The 14,856-nt window shown below is 49.9% G+C and carries 19 protein-coding genes; 14 read left to right on the forward strand and 5 right to left on the reverse strand.

The features are described 5' to 3' along the window. Positions 1-63: 63 nt before the first annotated feature. Both FYZ48_RS06590 and FYZ48_RS06595 read right to left on the reverse strand, forming a co-directional pair. The gene (locus FYZ48_RS06590; RefSeq protein ID WP_149338637.1) at positions 64-1,125 is read right to left on the reverse strand and encodes an isochorismatase family protein; all 1,062 of its coding nucleotides are present in this window, start codon (positions 1,123-1,125) and stop codon (positions 64-66) included. 25 nt (positions 1,126-1,150) lie between these two features. Further along, positions 1,151-2,170, reverse strand: a complete 1,020-nt coding sequence (locus tag FYZ48_RS06595) for a polysaccharide deacetylase family protein (protein WP_149338639.1) — start codon at positions 2,168-2,170, stop codon at positions 1,151-1,153. 468 nt (positions 2,171-2,638) lie between these two features. On the opposite strand from FYZ48_RS06595, the gene FYZ48_RS06600 reads away from it, so the two are divergent. The 11 genes from FYZ48_RS06600 to FYZ48_RS06650 all read left to right on the forward strand — a co-directional run bounded on the left by FYZ48_RS06600 (position 2,639) and on the right by FYZ48_RS06650 (position 8,936). Next, a complete protein-coding gene (locus tag FYZ48_RS06600) occupies positions 2,639-2,893 on the forward strand; it encodes a hypothetical protein (protein ID WP_145192789.1) in 255 nt (84 codons plus the stop codon). 432 nt (positions 2,894-3,325) lie between these two features. After that, complete coding sequence (locus tag FYZ48_RS06605) at positions 3,326-3,904, forward strand: response regulator (RefSeq protein ID WP_145045280.1); 579 nt, start codon at positions 3,326-3,328, stop codon at positions 3,902-3,904. A gap of 113 nt (positions 3,905-4,017) precedes the next feature. Continuing rightward, positions 4,018-4,371, forward strand: coding sequence for a hypothetical protein (locus FYZ48_RS06610; protein ID WP_149338641.1), 354 nt, complete (start codon positions 4,018-4,020; stop codon positions 4,369-4,371). 188 nt (positions 4,372-4,559) lie between these two features. Beyond that, a complete protein-coding gene (locus FYZ48_RS06615) occupies positions 4,560-4,805 on the forward strand; it encodes a hypothetical protein (protein ID WP_145045284.1) in 246 nt (81 codons plus the stop codon). Further along, positions 4,805-5,179: a hypothetical protein gene (locus FYZ48_RS06620; protein ID WP_145045286.1), complete on the forward strand. Its 375-nt coding sequence runs from the start codon at positions 4,805-4,807 to the stop codon at positions 5,177-5,179. Before FYZ48_RS06615 ends, FYZ48_RS06620 begins: the two co-directional genes overlap by 1 nt. Then, entirely contained in the window at positions 5,173-6,018 is an 846-nt protein-coding gene (locus FYZ48_RS06625; RefSeq protein ID WP_149338643.1) for a trypsin-like peptidase domain-containing protein, read from the forward strand. Before FYZ48_RS06620 ends, FYZ48_RS06625 begins: the two co-directional genes overlap by 7 nt. A gap of 69 nt (positions 6,019-6,087) precedes the next feature. Then, positions 6,088-6,300: a hypothetical protein gene (locus FYZ48_RS06630; protein WP_145045290.1), complete on the forward strand. Its 213-nt coding sequence runs from the start codon at positions 6,088-6,090 to the stop codon at positions 6,298-6,300. A 135-nt stretch (positions 6,301-6,435) separates the two neighbouring features. Continuing rightward, positions 6,436-6,870, forward strand: a complete 435-nt coding sequence (locus FYZ48_RS06635; protein WP_145045292.1) for a hypothetical protein — start codon at positions 6,436-6,438, stop codon at positions 6,868-6,870. Between the two features lie 130 nt (positions 6,871-7,000). Next, positions 7,001-7,261 carry a hypothetical protein gene (locus tag FYZ48_RS06640; RefSeq protein WP_145192801.1) on the forward strand — a complete coding sequence of 87 codons (261 nt, stop codon included), beginning with the start codon at positions 7,001-7,003 and terminating at the stop codon, positions 7,259-7,261. A gap of 20 nt (positions 7,262-7,281) precedes the next feature. Next, positions 7,282-7,839 carry a ParB N-terminal domain-containing protein gene (locus tag FYZ48_RS06645; RefSeq protein ID WP_149338645.1) on the forward strand — a complete coding sequence of 186 codons (558 nt, stop codon included), beginning with the start codon at positions 7,282-7,284 and terminating at the stop codon, positions 7,837-7,839. After that, on the forward strand, positions 7,818-8,936 hold the full coding sequence (locus FYZ48_RS06650) for an ABC transporter ATP-binding protein (RefSeq protein ID WP_149338647.1): 1,119 nt from the start codon (positions 7,818-7,820) through the stop codon (positions 8,934-8,936). The genes FYZ48_RS06645 and FYZ48_RS06650 overlap by 22 nt, the downstream gene beginning before the upstream one ends. Before the next feature lie 14 nt (positions 8,937-8,950). On the opposite strand, the gene FYZ48_RS06655 is transcribed toward FYZ48_RS06650, so the two are convergent. Both FYZ48_RS06655 and FYZ48_RS06660 read right to left on the reverse strand, forming a co-directional pair. Then, on the reverse strand, positions 8,951-9,661 hold the full coding sequence (locus tag FYZ48_RS06655; RefSeq protein WP_149338649.1) for a PIG-L deacetylase family protein: 711 nt from the start codon (positions 9,659-9,661) through the stop codon (positions 8,951-8,953). A gap of 34 nt (positions 9,662-9,695) precedes the next feature. Continuing rightward, a complete protein-coding gene (locus FYZ48_RS06660; protein ID WP_149338651.1) occupies positions 9,696-10,544 on the reverse strand; it encodes a glucosamine-6-phosphate isomerase in 849 nt (282 codons plus the stop codon). Positions 10,545-10,753: 209 nt separating this feature from the next. Here FYZ48_RS06660 and FYZ48_RS06665 point away from each other — a divergent pair, with 209 nt between their 5' ends. The 3 genes from FYZ48_RS06665 (at position 10,754) to FYZ48_RS06675 (ending at position 13,649) form a co-directional block, all read left to right on the forward strand. Further along, complete coding sequence (locus FYZ48_RS06665) at positions 10,754-11,416, forward strand: transaldolase family protein (RefSeq protein ID WP_149338653.1); 663 nt, start codon at positions 10,754-10,756, stop codon at positions 11,414-11,416. Positions 11,417-11,478: 62 nt separating this feature from the next. Beyond that, complete coding sequence (locus FYZ48_RS06670) at positions 11,479-12,864, forward strand: sulfatase-like hydrolase/transferase (protein ID WP_149338655.1); 1,386 nt, start codon at positions 11,479-11,481, stop codon at positions 12,862-12,864. 26 nt (positions 12,865-12,890) lie between these two features. Then, on the forward strand, positions 12,891-13,649 hold the full coding sequence (locus FYZ48_RS06675; protein ID WP_149338657.1) for a hypothetical protein: 759 nt from the start codon (positions 12,891-12,893) through the stop codon (positions 13,647-13,649). Between the two features lie 320 nt (positions 13,650-13,969). Here the strand turns inward: FYZ48_RS06675 and FYZ48_RS06680 are convergent, their stop codons facing one another. Further along, positions 13,970-14,845, reverse strand: coding sequence for a hypothetical protein (locus FYZ48_RS06680; protein ID WP_149338659.1), 876 nt, complete (start codon positions 14,843-14,845; stop codon positions 13,970-13,972). Positions 14,846-14,856 lie beyond the last annotated feature (11 nt).

The raw sequence follows: 14,856 nt of genomic DNA on the forward strand, positions 1-14,856 counted from the left end.
CGCCACTCTCGCTGAGAACTTCGATCAGATTCAGAGATTCCAGAAAACAGATTTCGCATTCTCTCAATCCGATTTGATCGGTTTGATCCAGGAGACCTGCGTTATCAGATGATTCAGAGAGGCAAATGAAATGTGGGCATTAGTTGCATAGCGAGGTGAAGAATTCGCCGGGAAGGTCGCCAACGTCGCATCACCTACCAGAAAGACATTGAAGTCTTGTGATAGATTTTCATAGCCGGCCGTTGTCTTACAGAAACACATGTCTGTCGCATAACCGGTTAACAGCACATGGCGGATCCCCTGCTGCTTTAAAAAATCCTTCAGCGGTGCATATCCTTCCCGATCGAAGATCAGCACATCATCATCGTGGACCGTAATGTCGGCAGTAACGGGCACCGGTACTGCCCAGAACCCTTTGCCGTTAAAGTGGTCACCTGCACTCAAACCTGAAAACTGTTTGAAGTAATCAATCACTGGCTGTTCCTGCGAGAGCGTTATTTGCGCAGGCAACGGTTTCCCCCGATAAGGTAGACTTTTCAGTTGTTGTGCCAGATCCTTCCGTGCCTGTGCTCGTTCTTCTGATGTTGGATTATAATCGAATGTGCGATACAACTTTTTTCGGATCGGATCGACTTTTCCAATCAGGCTGTACATGATCAGCGCATTCTGCTTTCTCATTCGCTTCAGAAAGGGATCTATCACTTCCCGCGTGTGCCGACCTGCTAAATGATTCTTTTCGGGAGTACAGAAATCCGCGGCGCCCGCTGGTTCTGGTGTCTGCCACCCCTGACCGTCATCAATCCCCCAGGGATGAACCATGATCACTGCGGTCCTCTTAATCGAAATCCGATTCGGCATTTCGATTATTCCCCGGGCATTGTAAGAAAAACGCCACGCGCGGACCGAAAGATCTGCATCGGCATCATCGACCAGCAGTGGAGATTCGAATCGGCGTAATTCTTCGATGGGCTGTACGAATTCGGGATGATCCGCAAGCAAGGGTTTTGCATTTTTGATCGGCTGCAATGTGTTTTGATATATACGTGGCTCGTCACCAGCCCACACCGGGTGTATTACCAGACTGTAACTGATAAGGCTCAAAGCCATGAGGGATAGAAACTTCATATCAGGATGACTCCTTGTTATAACCTCAGCGTTGCTGTTCCCGGTAGCGCCCGGCAATTTCACTCAGTCCCACAATTTCTGCCTGGTCTCCCGCCTGCTGCACCAGTTTGCAGATCAGCTTCACCGTTTCGAAATCGGGGTCTTCAACATACATAATGGAAGGATGGCACAGAAAATCGAAAACGAGCTTCTGTTCAATCGCCTGCTGTACACATAACTCGACTGATTTCAAAAAGTTCTTTCTCTTCCAGCGGCTTGTTCGGAAGGCCCCTACATCACTGATCGGGCTCATGGGTATTTCGACGAGCCCCGTTGGATAGACATAAGGTTGTGCAGACCGCTGCGCTTCCAGAATAGAATAAAAGATTTCCTGCTGGGGCTCAGTCCCCGGCTCACTATATTTGTGACGGGGATATTTAGAACTGACCCATTGAAATCCTTCAGACTGCAGCAGCTTCTGTAAATCTTCCCGTTGATCGAGCCCGGCACTGGAACCGCCGGGTGTTCGAAAGCCGTCTGGCTTGACATTCAACCGTTGCTGCATCGCTTCGGTCGTAATCCGAACGTTGTGCTGTATTACCTCGGCTGCAGTTTTGCCTCCCAGTAGCCAGGGAGATCGTGAAAAGCGAAATTGCGTTTTAGCAGGTTCCGTTGCCCAGACGTTGACGTGGTCATAGGTATGATTGCCAATCGGGTGTCCCAGCTCTGAAATCTGTTTGATCCACTGCACATCCTTCTGTTCCAGTACGCGTCCGACACAGAAATAATGGATAGCACCTCCCAGCTCGCTAGCAATCTGAGCTGCTTTCAGCGAATAGTCTTTCGTTTCCTGATTCAGATTTCCTTTCTGGTAATCCCACTCCAGCATCTCTCTGCTGGGATACATGCGACTCATTTCAAGATCAAATGTGATCGCAATTTGTGCCTTGGGAGCCTTGTTGAGTCGCGCCTGCAGAGAAGAAAGTCGACTGCAGGACACCGCTGCTAGAGAAGCAGAAAAGAAGGCACGACGCGAAAGCGAATTCAGAAAATCCGGGTGCAACATAGTAAGCTCATCCAATCGGGAACAGTCAATTCAAGCTGGTTCAGACCGATTATATAAGAGTTAGCCCATGTTTCATCTGGAATTCTGACCTTATTGCAACGGGCAGGTTCCCACAGCCGTTTCACCCCTGTTTTTCAGGCATTTTTAATACTAATCTGCCTGATATAATTCCCCAAAAATTCAACTCTGTATATTGCTTTGTACAGGATCCGCTGGTACAATGCTTTCATTGTCTGAGAGTGGTAAATCCACACTTCCATTTCTGCCTGGGGGCAGCCGCGGAGCGACCGCTGTAGGTGTCGCTAATTTTATCGCGTGATCTCTTAGATGCGTATCTGATCGCAGCATCCTCGCTTTCACTCACTCTTTCGCATTACGTGCTTGTCATTCACTGCGTGAGAGATATGCGCCATCAACTATGTCATTGTCAGGAATATGACGCGATAAAAAATGTCAGGCTTTGATCTCATGACGGAATCAAACAAGTACATTGAATCTGATCGGTTCGCTTTCGACCTCGTAAACAACCTCGCGCAATCACCTGGAGCCTTTCCGCAAACTGGAAAGTTCAGCAGTAGAATCTGGGCGCAGCTGTTCGGGATGACGGAGAAGAATTTCAAAGAGCTACTGAAAGAATCCGGAATTCCCTACTTCAAATTCGGCAGTAACGTGATCGTTGATGCACACGACTTCTGGATCAGTCAGAAACAGCGTGAATCGTAATTGATCAAATCTGTTCGCTGCAGACACCACACTCGATACCTCTATAGGAAATCAATTGCGACAAAATACTCCGATTAAGAATCTCAACCGACGGCAAATCTGAATCTAATAGAGTGGAGTTGTGTGTCAATTTATCAACATAATTCAGGACCTCGATGTAGTATTTTTTGTTTTAGTCAGACATACAGGTTCGATGAATGAGATCGTGACGCATTTATAGCATTTTACCGTAAAATCAGGGGGTTTCTTAGACCCGTGAGTGGTAATTCGGTAATTCTCATGCAGGGAAAAACCTTCAAATGACGATTCAAACTTTTGATTTATATGTAAACATTGAATTTCATTCATATTTTGTTCACAGGGAAATGCTCATCTGTTTTGTCGATTGACGGGTGAAACATTTTTCATTCTCCCAACCGTTCAGGCAGGTCGATGAAAGTTCTTGTTGTCGATGATATTGGATACTCTTGTCATTATTATGCGCGGCTGGTAGAGAAAATTGGCTTCACAGCGGTGATGGCTTCGTCCGGTTTTGAAGCGATTAAATTACTACAATCTGATAATGAGATTCATGTCGTTCTGACAGACCTTGTGATGAGCGGCATGGATGGTGTCGACCTGTTTCAGAAAGCACTGCAGCTGGAACGTTACTCTGACCATGGCGTCGTCCCTGCACCACAATTTATCCTGATGACCGCTGTACGTCCCGAGAACAATGCCCAGGATCGAAATCTGCAACGGATCAAGCTGGCCAAGGAACTGGGATTCTCTCGGATCATGTTCAAACCCCTGGACCAGGATGAGCTTAAGCAAGAGCTGAATGACATGTCACTGAATGTCATTCATTCTTCCAATACTGAAGTAACTCTCGACCTCTATTCACCCACTCAAAAAATCAGGCAGTCGGTAAGAGATATCATGGCGACTGACAATAAAGAAGCCGCCTCAGAATTCTTAGAAATACTTCTGGAAGAGATCGCCAACCTGAAAGAATATCTCAAAACCTCCTGACCACTCTTCACTCAGCACACGAAGTCCGCTTACAATAAAACGGAAATGTCAGCAGCCAGACGGTGGTTACTGAATGTTCTCCGTTTTATTTAATCAATGTGTAAGTCAACATCATGGCCAGATGCGATCAGGGTTATCTCTGCATAGTTTGTGGTGAAGAAGTCGAGAATATCGAGGACAGCGGGCTCTATCTGCGCTATATTATCGGCGAAGTTCAAGAAGCAGAACTTCAAGAGCAACCAGAGTATCACATCCGCTGCAATCCCGCTCTCGCACAATTTATCGTCAATGAGCAATTTACTCCTGTCACCGTAGAGGGACCATTCGATAAACGCGAGCTGGATCCTGACGAAGCCCGACAGCGGGAAGCTCTGGTTACAGAAGGCTGGCATCGACTGCAAACAGTGAAACAGGAGCAACTTTCTGTCAGTGAATTCCCACTGAAGCGGGAAACAAACGACAGCTGACCGAATTCGTCTGCCACATTTTCTACAGCCATTCTTCTTTCATACCGTGAACGATCTGCACCTGTTGTTCTGAGCAACAACAGGTGCTTTTTTTATGTAGATCAAGCTTGTCTGCGCCACGCCGATCCGGATGATACGCTCTCTTTGACAATTACCCATTCACTGACTTTTGAATCTTAGAGAGACGAATGCCCGTACAACCTCAAAAAGGACTGTTTATTCCTGCCTGGGTCATCGCTTGTGTGTTTTCTCCCATAGTGGCAGGGGGAGTGGGAGCAATCACCTGGACCGCCAAGACACTCATCGAACACAGTCACCAGTTGATACAGATCGACGAAAAACTGGATGCGAATAAAGAGCTGTTAATAGAAATGGTCAATTCACACGAACGACGGATCAGCCGCATGGAAGACCGCGTATTTGGGGAGCACTAATGCCCGAGATTCATCTCTCAGATCTGCCTGAATCACTGACAAAACAGATGGAAGGCCCGACACCTCCTGCCGAATTTGTCTCGAATGGCTGTAATTATTCTCCTGACCAGTGGGGAGGCGTTGATCTCAGACCCGCCTGTCACTGGCACGATTACGCCTACCAGTTGGGAAGATGTAAACGAGACCGGGCACGCGCTGATGCGGCCCTGTATCGTAATCTGCGCCGCTGCGATCTTGGCAAGTTTATGGCAAATATCTATTACCGTCGCGTCAGGCTGTTCGGAGTCGCCGCCTTTCACTGGGCGCCAGGTAAAGTTCCACTCAACCCCTGGCACTACTTTCTCTTGTTTTTTAACAGGTACATCCAATGGTGAGATTCATCCTCTTCCTGCTCGTCATGCTGTCTACATCCTGCCTGCACGCTCAGGCACTCGCTGTCAGAACAACAGAAACAAACTGCACTCCCCAAGGCTGTCGCCAGCTCATCGGCACCGGCGCATGTGCATTCATAGGAAATATCGCGGACCGCTCCGTTTACATTACTGCTGCGCACAATGTCATTCAGGCACGAACCATTCATGTCGGCTATGGTGGAACCTGGTGGGAAGCCCGGGTTGTTTTCAAGCGATATGAAGAGGAGATTGACTATGCCATCCTGGAAACTCAAAGAATTCCCGCGTCACACTGTTTCATACTTTCCGACACTCAACCGATAGATGGAATGGAGGCAATCGCGTACGGATACTCAAACGGAGTTTACAACCTCAAATCCCTGCGAGCCCGCATCCGGGTAACGCGCCGCGGGCACTGCTTTTCCAGACTGGTCGCAAAAGGAGATTCCGGAGGTCCTATTCTTGTCAATGGACAGATCGTAGGCATCATCAAAGGGCATGACCAGACTCACACCATCTACACGGACAGTATGCTGATTCGAAATAAACTCATCGATTTATATGGCAGACTACCGCACTGTCACCCACCCGTGAATCGGAAAGCAGATCCCGCTTCACCCCAGCAACAACCAGAAAGCAATCGCAACGAACAGTTTGCTGCACTGGAGTCCGAGATTACCAGACTGAAACAACAGCTCACCCAACTGAAACAGACTCAGATTCCCGTACAGCTCATCGGTGCAGACGGATCGGTCAAACAGGAACAGCGATATCAACTCGGTCAACCAATCAAATTACGTTTCAAGGCCGTTAGCAAGTGAGGCGAATTCATGCCGGACGGCGATATTTTAGAAGTAGAACTTCCCATTCAGGAAAAAGGAGAAAAGGAGATGGCTGTGGATTTATCCGACAATGTTGCCAATCACATGCTGACGCAACTCATGCAGACCGGAACCGTCGCGCAGAATAACTTTGTGACGGTGCAGAAAATCGTGGATTACGATTACCTGGAAAACAAACGCATGGTAACCCTCGATGAAGCGGTCGGTATTCGTGAAGTCGCCAGCAAAGTCACCCCCGCAGGTCCGTCGCAGGCCAGCTGATGACCGACCCATTGGAAGAACTCATCAGGCAAACAACGCTGTTTCATGATCGCCTGATTAACGAAAACAATGAGCTCGACCGGGCGTTCCAGAACGGAACGTTCGGCGAGCTCATCGATTCCTGGAGCGAATTTAATGACAAACGAAACCACGCAGCCGACAAGCTGGAAGGAGAAACTGGCGCAGATGTGGTGGGGCGTGAAAGTGGGGGAACGAGCGGAAAACCTGAGACAGACAGCGAGACGCTTTGACAGCGTCGATTCCCTGGTGATGTCCACTCGGGAAAAACTGCTGGGCAAAGAAATTGTAGATAACAATCGTCCTGAGGGCGAAGACATGCACATCGGAGATTACAGCAGCGTCACACATCAATATCTTCCCCCAACAGGCAATGCGGCTGGAACACTCGCCAGGCTGGCTGTGGGAGCTGGACTGCTGGCAACCGGAATCGGTGTGCCGGTCGGCGGTTATTTGATCGCGGATGCGTTACGACAAAAACCACCCAAAACAGATGAGATCGTGATACCCGCCGATCAGGACACGCTCTTCAATCTGGAACTGGTAGAGTAAGTTATCCCGGTAGTTCTCAATCAACACTCCTGACTGAATGCACCCCAAGACAGGAAACCAATCAAGTCTAAAATAATCGGTATGGACTGTCTTGGAATCATCTAAATTCAGAAAGGTAAAGGTACCACTTATGCCTCAATTCACTGTCTATCTGGCACGAGAAAAAAATGGACACCCGGTGAAACGTCTGGATCGGGAAGCACAAACTCATGTGCTGGCGGCCAAAATCGCGCAAGCAGAATACCCGGAACTGGTCGTCAATTCGGTGCTGGTCAAACACGAACTCATCTCATTCTGTGCCCGTTGTGGTGGCCCCATTTTTAAAGCTGACTATCACAAAGATCAGATTCGACAGCGAAACGATTCTAATCGCTGTCTGGATTGTCTATAGCATGACTAAAGGCCCGGCCCATGAAAATCAAAGATCGCATCAAAAGTTTCAGGCGAATTAAAGCATCCCAATTGATCCCTAACTCCCGAAACTGGCGAACCCATCCCGCAGCCCAGGAAACAGCGCTGCGAACCATCTTAAATGAGATTGGATTCGCAGCTGCCTGTCTGGTTCGGGATTGTGGTGACGGAACATACGAATTAATCGACGGTCATCTGCGGGCCAATATCGCCGAAGATACAAAAATCCCCTGCCTGATTTCAGATCTGACAGTCTCAGAGGCAGATCAGGTTCTGGCGACGTTTGACTCGATTACCAGCCTGGCAGAGACTGATCAATCCGCACTCAATGCACTGCTTGAGTCAATTACAACAGAATCAGAAGACCTGCAGGGGTTGCTTCAGAATCTCAAATCCTCATCCCCGGAAATACCTGAGCAGGAATCCGGAGTCGATGAAACCGAACTGCTCACCGAACGATTCTCAGTACTGGTTGATTGCAAAGCTGAAGCGGAGCAACTCACACTTCTGGACTATTTGAAATCAGCAGGTTATCAATGTCGCGCCTGGATCTCATAAGAGAATCACCGATTGTTCGAACTCCGCGTGTAATGCAGCTGGAAGGGATGTTCGGACTCGCAGCAGAAACCCGCAGTCGTGAACAGTGGTCTGTGGAACTTCCACTTTCCGAGCGTCCCTGGAACATCGGTCTGATCGTAGGCCCCTCCGGGTGTGGCAAGACGACCATCGCCAGGGAACTGTTTCAAGATCAGTTCGTCGATGATTTCGACTGGCCCAGCGAGAAGTGCATTATCGATGGCTTCCCGCAAAAGATGGGCATCAAAGAAATCACCAGTCTGCTCTCATCAGTTGGATTCTCATCTCCTCCCGGTTGGCTTCGTCCGTATCATGTGTTGTCCAACGGAGAGCAATTTCGTGTCAGAATGGCTCGGGCCCTGGCGGAACTCTCCCAACTGGTCGTAATTGATGAATTCACTTCCGTCATCGATCGCACGATCGCACGCACTGGCAGCTGTGCGATCGCCAAAACAGTTCGTCGTCGTGATCAACAACTGGTCGCGGTGGCCTGCCATTATGATATTATCGACTGGCTGAATCCTGACTGGATTTACCAGCCGGCACTGGATGATTTCCAATGGAGGTGCGAAAGGCAATCACGGCCCTCAATCTCCCTTAGAATTGTTAACGTGCATCGAGATGCGTGGCACCTGTTCCGCAAACATCACTATTTAGACGCTTCCCTTCATCAGGCTGCCAATTGTTTTGTGGCACTTGTTGAAGAACAACCAGCTGCTTTCACAGCTGTGATGTATTTTCCACACCCAAAATCCCCTTCCTACCGGGAGCACCGCACGGTCTGTCTACCGGATTTTCAGGGAGTGGGCATCGGAAATGCTTTGAGCGAGTATGTGGCATCGCTATACAGTTGCAAGCACAGTTACACAAGTGTCACCGGCCATCCCGCAATGATCCGTCACCGGGCCCGCTCTCCCCTTTGGAAAATGACCAGGAGACCATCCACGGTTCAGAGGCAGACTGGTTTTGAGAAGCAGCGAAAACAAGTCATCACTTCAAGTCGTGGCAGGTTGACCGCCAGCTTTCAGTACATTGGCCCTTCACGGCAGAGAGATGCACAACGCTTCGGGCTAATTTGATCAAGTACCAGAACTCACCAGGCAGCACAACGTTTCCAGGCCGTATGACTGCGAAACGCTTCCGCAGACGCGACACCGGACTGTGCGCCGCGGGCAACGCACTGCTGCAACATGAGGTCCTGCAGAGGTGAAAAGCTGGCATCTTTGCCTCGCTGCAGCTGACTCTGATGACAATTCAACATCGCGACCTTGGTTTCAACAAAAGAACTGACATCGATATAAAAATGAGGATCAAACTGAGACATATTCACAGTATCCATCCACCAGAGAACCGGTGGTTGCATTAAAGCAGGAGACTCGGTTTTGTATCCCGCCGATGCACTGAACCAGGTCGCTGCCTCGGTAATCACAGAAGCAGCTCGATGATCTGCATGATAGTCACTCTGTGAGTGAGCAAGCACCAGGGTTGGTGTAAACTGGCGGATTATTTCAGTCAGTTGACGACGTTGTTCCAGACTGTCGAACAGAGCCCCGTCCGGACTGCCTCCGAAAAACAGCTCTGCCCCAATCAACTCCGCAGCCGCTCGCATTTCATGCTGACGTACTTCAGTCAGATTCTCTACAGGAGGATCAGGCTGACCTTTGTCACCCTGGCACATGACACAGATGCCAACTGCGGCCCCCTCCTGATTGGCCCGTGCCAGAGTGCCTGCACAGAGCAGTTCTGCATCGTCAGGATGCGCCACCACGGCCAGAATCCGTTCCTGATCAAAATCAATCTTCATCTGAAAAAACTCAATCTATGAATACGTGAGAAATTTATCGCAAACGGATATCAGGCAACTCTGACACATACTCCGCGACCGTCATTGATACATCCGAGTGCGTTCTCAGCAGTGATGCGGGACAGGCACTGCTGACAGGGCCATGTAAAACACGGCGGACAACCGAACTCTGCCAGAGACGGTTGCAGTAAAAGTGCAGTTCCCGGGCCGCCAGGATTTCTTTCATCCCGACGGTGACGGCACGCCAGGGAATAATTGAAATCTCGCCCCCTACCGTAACCGAATTGATGGTTCTCGTCTCTCGTGTCAGATTCAGATTCCGTGTGGGATAGGCAGCAAATTCTTCAGCAGAAATCTCTTCACCCGGTTCTGGAGGTTCGTTGAAAGCCATGTGGCCATTAATTCCGATTCCACCAAAACAGGCATCCACACCACCCCGCTGGTCGATAGCCCGCTGGATGGCACCCACATCATTCGGATCCGGACAGATACGATTCTCGGGTAGTGGCGCGAGTTCAGGATTCACCAGATCATAAAACTTCCGATTCATATAACCGCGAAAGCTCAGGGGGTGTGTGATGTCGACCCACTGATCATCATCGGTCAGATATTCATCCATATTGATCAGCATCACATCCTGAATGGAATACTGCCGCTGATTCAGAATCTCGGCCAGCACGGGATACTGATCAACGGGACCAACGGGTACAATCAATGTTGGCTGACGGCCCGCTTCCCGGGCCCGCTCGATCACACTCAACATCGCATGGGCCATATGCTCAGCTACGGCAGGCATATCTTTGACCACGGAGAATTTAACATTTGTTCCCTGGGCTATTTCATCAGGGGTAACCTGCAGGTAATCCGGAAATTGTGCGGACATGATGGGGAAGGTTCTTTAACTCGAGGTTCACTTGGGTTGTTACGAAGGTATGGTTTCTGGCAGAATCCAAAAACGCAGCATGGAATAATGGATTCTGATCACTTTATAATAACAGACATTCTTGAGAGATGCTTCCATGTGACAGCTTTCAATTTATATCAATCGCAATCGCAGTTTTAGTCATTTTATCTACCCCTGAGGAATTCACAATGAAATTGTTTCTGGACAGCGCCATCACTGAGGAGATCAGACACGGACTCGAATACTGGGATCTGGATGGCCTGACAACCAACCCCAAACATATCAAAAGTTCGGGCAAACCGTTTTTAAAGGTGATCGAGGAAATCGCAGAGCTTTTTGCCGGCACTGATAAACCGGTCAGTGTCGAAGTCAATCCACATATCACTGATTGGGAACAGATTGTCGAAGAAGGCACTAAGCTGGCGCAAATGTCCCCCAACTTCGTAATTAAAGTGGGGGCCAGTGAAGGTGGATTTAAAGCGATTCGTGAATTGACGAGCCAGAACATTCGAACGAACGCCACCCTGATCTTTTCCGTGGCGCAGGCCTGGCATGCAGCCCGGGCCGGAGCTTCTTTTATCAGCCCCTTTATGGGCTGGAAAGAAACCTATGGTGACTCAGCAACTACCTTCATTATGGAAGTTGCCGAAATGCTGGAGCGTCACGAGTACGAATCAGAAATCATTGCAGCTGCAATTCGCAATGGTCGACAGATTGCCGACGTCGCCATTGCCGGCGCTCACTGCGTCACCGCGGGGCTTGGAGTCTATCAGGACAGCATGCAAAATCCCTATACGGTCCATGGCGAGAAAGTCTTTCAAAATGCCTGGGATGAGACTCCTCACGAATAACTCTTCAATCATTAATCAGTTACCAGATCAATTTCAATTTTCTAAATAGATCAGGATTTCCCATGCGCTCAGCGAAGATAGACACAGCAAAAATCATTCGTCTGTGGCTGTTTCTGGTTTGTCTGCCGGCTGCCAACTTCAGTCTGCTCATTGAAAGTGCATCGGCCACCGAGCCAAAGTCACAAAAGCCCAATGTCATCCTCATCTTTACCGATGATCAGGGATCAATTGATGTAAACTGCTATGGCTCCAAGGACCTGATCACTCCCCACATGGATTCTATTGCCAATCAGGGAATTCGCTTCACCCAGTTCTATGCCTCGGCCCCTGTCTGTTCTCCCTCCCGGGCAGGTATGCTGACCGGCCGATTCCCAAGACGAGCCGGAGTTCCAGGAAATGTCTCTTCACATCATGGCAAGAGCGGTATGCCGCCGGAACAGGTGACGATTGCAGAAATGATGCGGCAGGCGGGATATCAGACGGCCCATGTCGGCAAGTGGCACCTGGGATATACTCCCGAAACCATGCCCAACGGACAGGGCTTTGACCGTTCATTCGGACACATGGGTGGCTGTATCGACAATTATTCTCACTTCTTCTACTGGAATGGTCCGAACCGACACGATCTCTGGGAAAACGGCAAAGAGGTCTGGCACGACGGCGAATTCTTTCCCGATCTGATGGTCAAACAATGTCAGAATATCATCAAAGAACCGCACGAAAAACCGTTCTTTCTATACTGGGCCATTAATGTGCCCCACTACCCGTTACAGGGGAAAGACAAATGGCGTAAAAAATACGCACACCTCGAATCCCCCCGTGATAAATACGCGGCCTTCGTTTCCACCATGGACGACTGCATCGGCGAGGTGTTACAGACTCTGAAAGAAAACGGATTGCGTGAAAACACGATTGTTATTTTTCAATCCGATCATGGACATTCTACTGAAGAGCGCACATTCGGAGGGGGTGGTAATGCGGGCCCGTATCGAGGGGCCAAGTTCAGTCTGTTCGAAGGTGGCATCCGGGTACCCGCCATGATTTCCTGGCCGGGTACGATTGCGGAAGGAGAAGTTCGTTCTCAACTGGCAACTGGCTGTGACTGGTTACCAACAATTGCTGACCTGACCGGTGCCTCACTCCCCAGGCACAAACTAGATGGAAAAAGCCTGAAAGCTGTAATCGAATCGGCTGAAGCTCCCAGCCCGCACGACAATTTCTACTGGCAGATTGGCAAAAGCTGGGCCATCCGCGACGGAGACTGGAAACTGCTGGGCCATCCCCGAGACACCAGTAATCAGGCTCCCTTAAGCAAGGAAGATCAGCTCTTCCTGGTAAATCTCTCCCAGGATATCGGCGAAAAAAAGAATCTGGCCAAACAGTATCCGGAGAAGGTTGAACAACTCAAACAGATCTACGAGAACTATCTACTATCCCTGACTGACTGATTTCTATTCTGGAATGGACACTCAAGATGCAACAACCATCTGATCGACAGACACCGGGTAGGCGCAAGTCACCTGCCTGGGTCATCTCTGTCGCTGTTTTTCTGGTGATCTATCTGATACTCCAACAACAGCAGCGGGGGAAACAGCCAGAAGTCCCCGGCAGCAACCATTCTGTGTCTGTCGCGACAGATGGATTAGATCAGGGTTCACAGCCGCCCGAAATCGATGCAGAACTCCTGCCTCGATATGCAAGCGATCGAGAACTTCCAAAGTCACAGACCACCGCCTCAGGAAAAGCTGCTGCTCCCGCTGGAAAGACGGTACGGACTCCAGCGAGTTCGAATCGTCCTCCTCCGGGCTCCAGCAGCGACTCAAAAGAATCTCGTCCTGAACTTGGACAGCTAGAGAAGTCCGGAAATCAAGTCTGGGAATCTACGGCAGGATTGACCTATGGTCCTGGCAGCCAGGAAAAGCATCGTCTGAAGCATGTCATGCGTCACGCAACCGACCAGCCTCGCCGCCCGGGCAAGCATGGCGTCTTTGCAGGAAATGGCGAACAGACTATAGTTCTGGCGTTGATCGATGAAGCTTACCTGAAAGCATTACAGGGAGGCAGAACCGTACAAAAAAAGCAGGAGGGGCAACGCACTGTTTACACAGTCGACATGCAACGTCCGGTTGGATACGTCGGTGGCCAGGTAGGAAACAGGATGGGAAAACCTCCCGCCAGTAAGATCCGACTCGTACTGGAAGGCTCCAGTGTAATTACAGCATTCCCCATGTAACGACTTGTGAAACAGGATCACGCGATAATGTATTACACCGGAATCTGCCCCGCTTGCGAACAGGGGGCTCTGGGACTCAGAATCTGTAGCAGTCAGTTGGACCTCGTGATCCTTTGTGATGAATGCGATGCACTGTGGATCTCCAGTGACACATCAGTGAGCCCTGTGTTCCCAAAACAACCAGACCTTCCCTGCCCCTCATGTAAAGGCAATCTGAGCGAGCCACCCGCACACTGGGCCGGTCTGGGTGAGATCTACGAAAGAGGCTGGCTGGACTGCGTCAGAGGGATGGCCGACTAATCCTCACCTGACTCACCCGATTAAAATTCGATTTCCAGAGTCTGCTTTTCTTTGAGAACTTTGGACTGAATCCTGATCGTGTCGCGTGTCGCAGGTATTTTGGAACCCGGAACTTTGACGATCAGCTGAGCTACACGTTTCTTTAGTGGTAGATAGTCCCCTTTATCCACCGGGCGGATATCGCCTGTAGCCGTGGAAGTGAACGTTGAATTGGGCCAGCGCACATCCCAGGGGATTGCCTGCCGATGACTGTCTGTCCCCAGCACCAGCCCCATCAGGTCTGAAGCACGATACCGCGTCGACTTATAACTGGTTGGCAACTTAACCTGGATGATGATCAGATAATCTTCGTTCAGATCAGGGTCTTTGGGTACGGTCCAGGCAGTAAAGCTCCCCGCCGTGACGGCATTACCCATCGGTTTGAATTTGAATTCACCTCCACCACTGCCTGAGCCGTCCCCATCAGCATCACCATCTCCTTTCCCCAGATGCAGGGAAACATCCGCTTCCATTTCTTTCAAGGCTTCTTCCGCCTCACCGGTCAGCGTCTTGACGGGCTGCATTACATCGAACTCAGTCGTTTTGCCTCCCGCCTCTTCCTCGACACGCGTATCCAGAGGACCGTTAAATGCAAATTGATCTTCATCGTCCAGGGTGACTACCGTAGAGAGATGATCGTTGCCCTGCATCCCGCCCACAATCACAATTGCCATGACGGTTAAGATCGTTGAGTGTAACAGGAGAGAAAACAGGTAACCCGTTGCCATGAAGCTGGCGAGCCAGACAAATATCTTTTCCTTAACGGACAGAACCGGTTCTTCCTCTTCCGAAGTCTGATGCTCTGCGGCGGATGATGACCGCTCTCTGAGTTGATTGACTAGAGCTGTGTCCTTCATTGGTGATTTCG

The sequence above is a fragment of the Gimesia chilikensis genome (genome assembly GCF_008329715.1).
In the GTDB taxonomy this organism is placed as follows: domain Bacteria; phylum Planctomycetota; class Planctomycetia; order Planctomycetales; family Planctomycetaceae; genus Gimesia; species Gimesia chilikensis.

Coding starts and splice junctions, on each gene's coding strand:
- FYZ48_RS06590 (WP_149338637.1), bottom strand. CDS start 1,125: ATGAAGTTTCTATCCCTCATGGCTTTGAGCCTTATCAGTTACAGTCTG.
- FYZ48_RS06595 (WP_149338639.1), bottom strand. CDS start 2,170: ATGTTGCACCCGGATTTTCTGAATTCGCTTTCGCGTCGTGCCTTCTTT.
- FYZ48_RS06600 (WP_145192789.1), top strand. CDS start 2,639: ATGACGGAATCAAACAAGTACATTGAATCTGATCGGTTCGCTTTCGAC.
- FYZ48_RS06605 (WP_145045280.1), top strand. CDS start 3,326: ATGAAAGTTCTTGTTGTCGATGATATTGGATACTCTTGTCATTATTAT.
- FYZ48_RS06610 (WP_149338641.1), top strand. CDS start 4,018: ATGGCCAGATGCGATCAGGGTTATCTCTGCATAGTTTGTGGTGAAGAA.
- FYZ48_RS06615 (WP_145045284.1), top strand. CDS start 4,560: ATGCCCGTACAACCTCAAAAAGGACTGTTTATTCCTGCCTGGGTCATC.
- FYZ48_RS06620 (WP_145045286.1), top strand. CDS start 4,805: ATGCCCGAGATTCATCTCTCAGATCTGCCTGAATCACTGACAAAACAG.
- FYZ48_RS06625 (WP_149338643.1), top strand. CDS start 5,173: ATGGTGAGATTCATCCTCTTCCTGCTCGTCATGCTGTCTACATCCTGC.
- FYZ48_RS06630 (WP_145045290.1), top strand. CDS start 6,088: ATGGCTGTGGATTTATCCGACAATGTTGCCAATCACATGCTGACGCAA.
- FYZ48_RS06635 (WP_145045292.1), top strand. CDS start 6,436: ATGACAAACGAAACCACGCAGCCGACAAGCTGGAAGGAGAAACTGGCG.
- FYZ48_RS06640 (WP_145192801.1), top strand. CDS start 7,001: ATGCCTCAATTCACTGTCTATCTGGCACGAGAAAAAAATGGACACCCG.
- FYZ48_RS06645 (WP_149338645.1), top strand. CDS start 7,282: ATGAAAATCAAAGATCGCATCAAAAGTTTCAGGCGAATTAAAGCATCC.
- FYZ48_RS06650 (WP_149338647.1), top strand. CDS start 7,818: ATGTCGCGCCTGGATCTCATAAGAGAATCACCGATTGTTCGAACTCCG.
- FYZ48_RS06655 (WP_149338649.1), bottom strand. CDS start 9,661: ATGAAGATTGATTTTGATCAGGAACGGATTCTGGCCGTGGTGGCGCAT.
- FYZ48_RS06660 (WP_149338651.1), bottom strand. CDS start 10,544: ATGTCCGCACAATTTCCGGATTACCTGCAGGTTACCCCTGATGAAATA.
- FYZ48_RS06665 (WP_149338653.1), top strand. CDS start 10,754: ATGAAATTGTTTCTGGACAGCGCCATCACTGAGGAGATCAGACACGGA.
- FYZ48_RS06670 (WP_149338655.1), top strand. CDS start 11,479: ATGCGCTCAGCGAAGATAGACACAGCAAAAATCATTCGTCTGTGGCTG.
- FYZ48_RS06675 (WP_149338657.1), top strand. CDS start 12,891: ATGCAACAACCATCTGATCGACAGACACCGGGTAGGCGCAAGTCACCT.
- FYZ48_RS06680 (WP_149338659.1), bottom strand. CDS start 14,845: ATGAAGGACACAGCTCTAGTCAATCAACTCAGAGAGCGGTCATCATCC.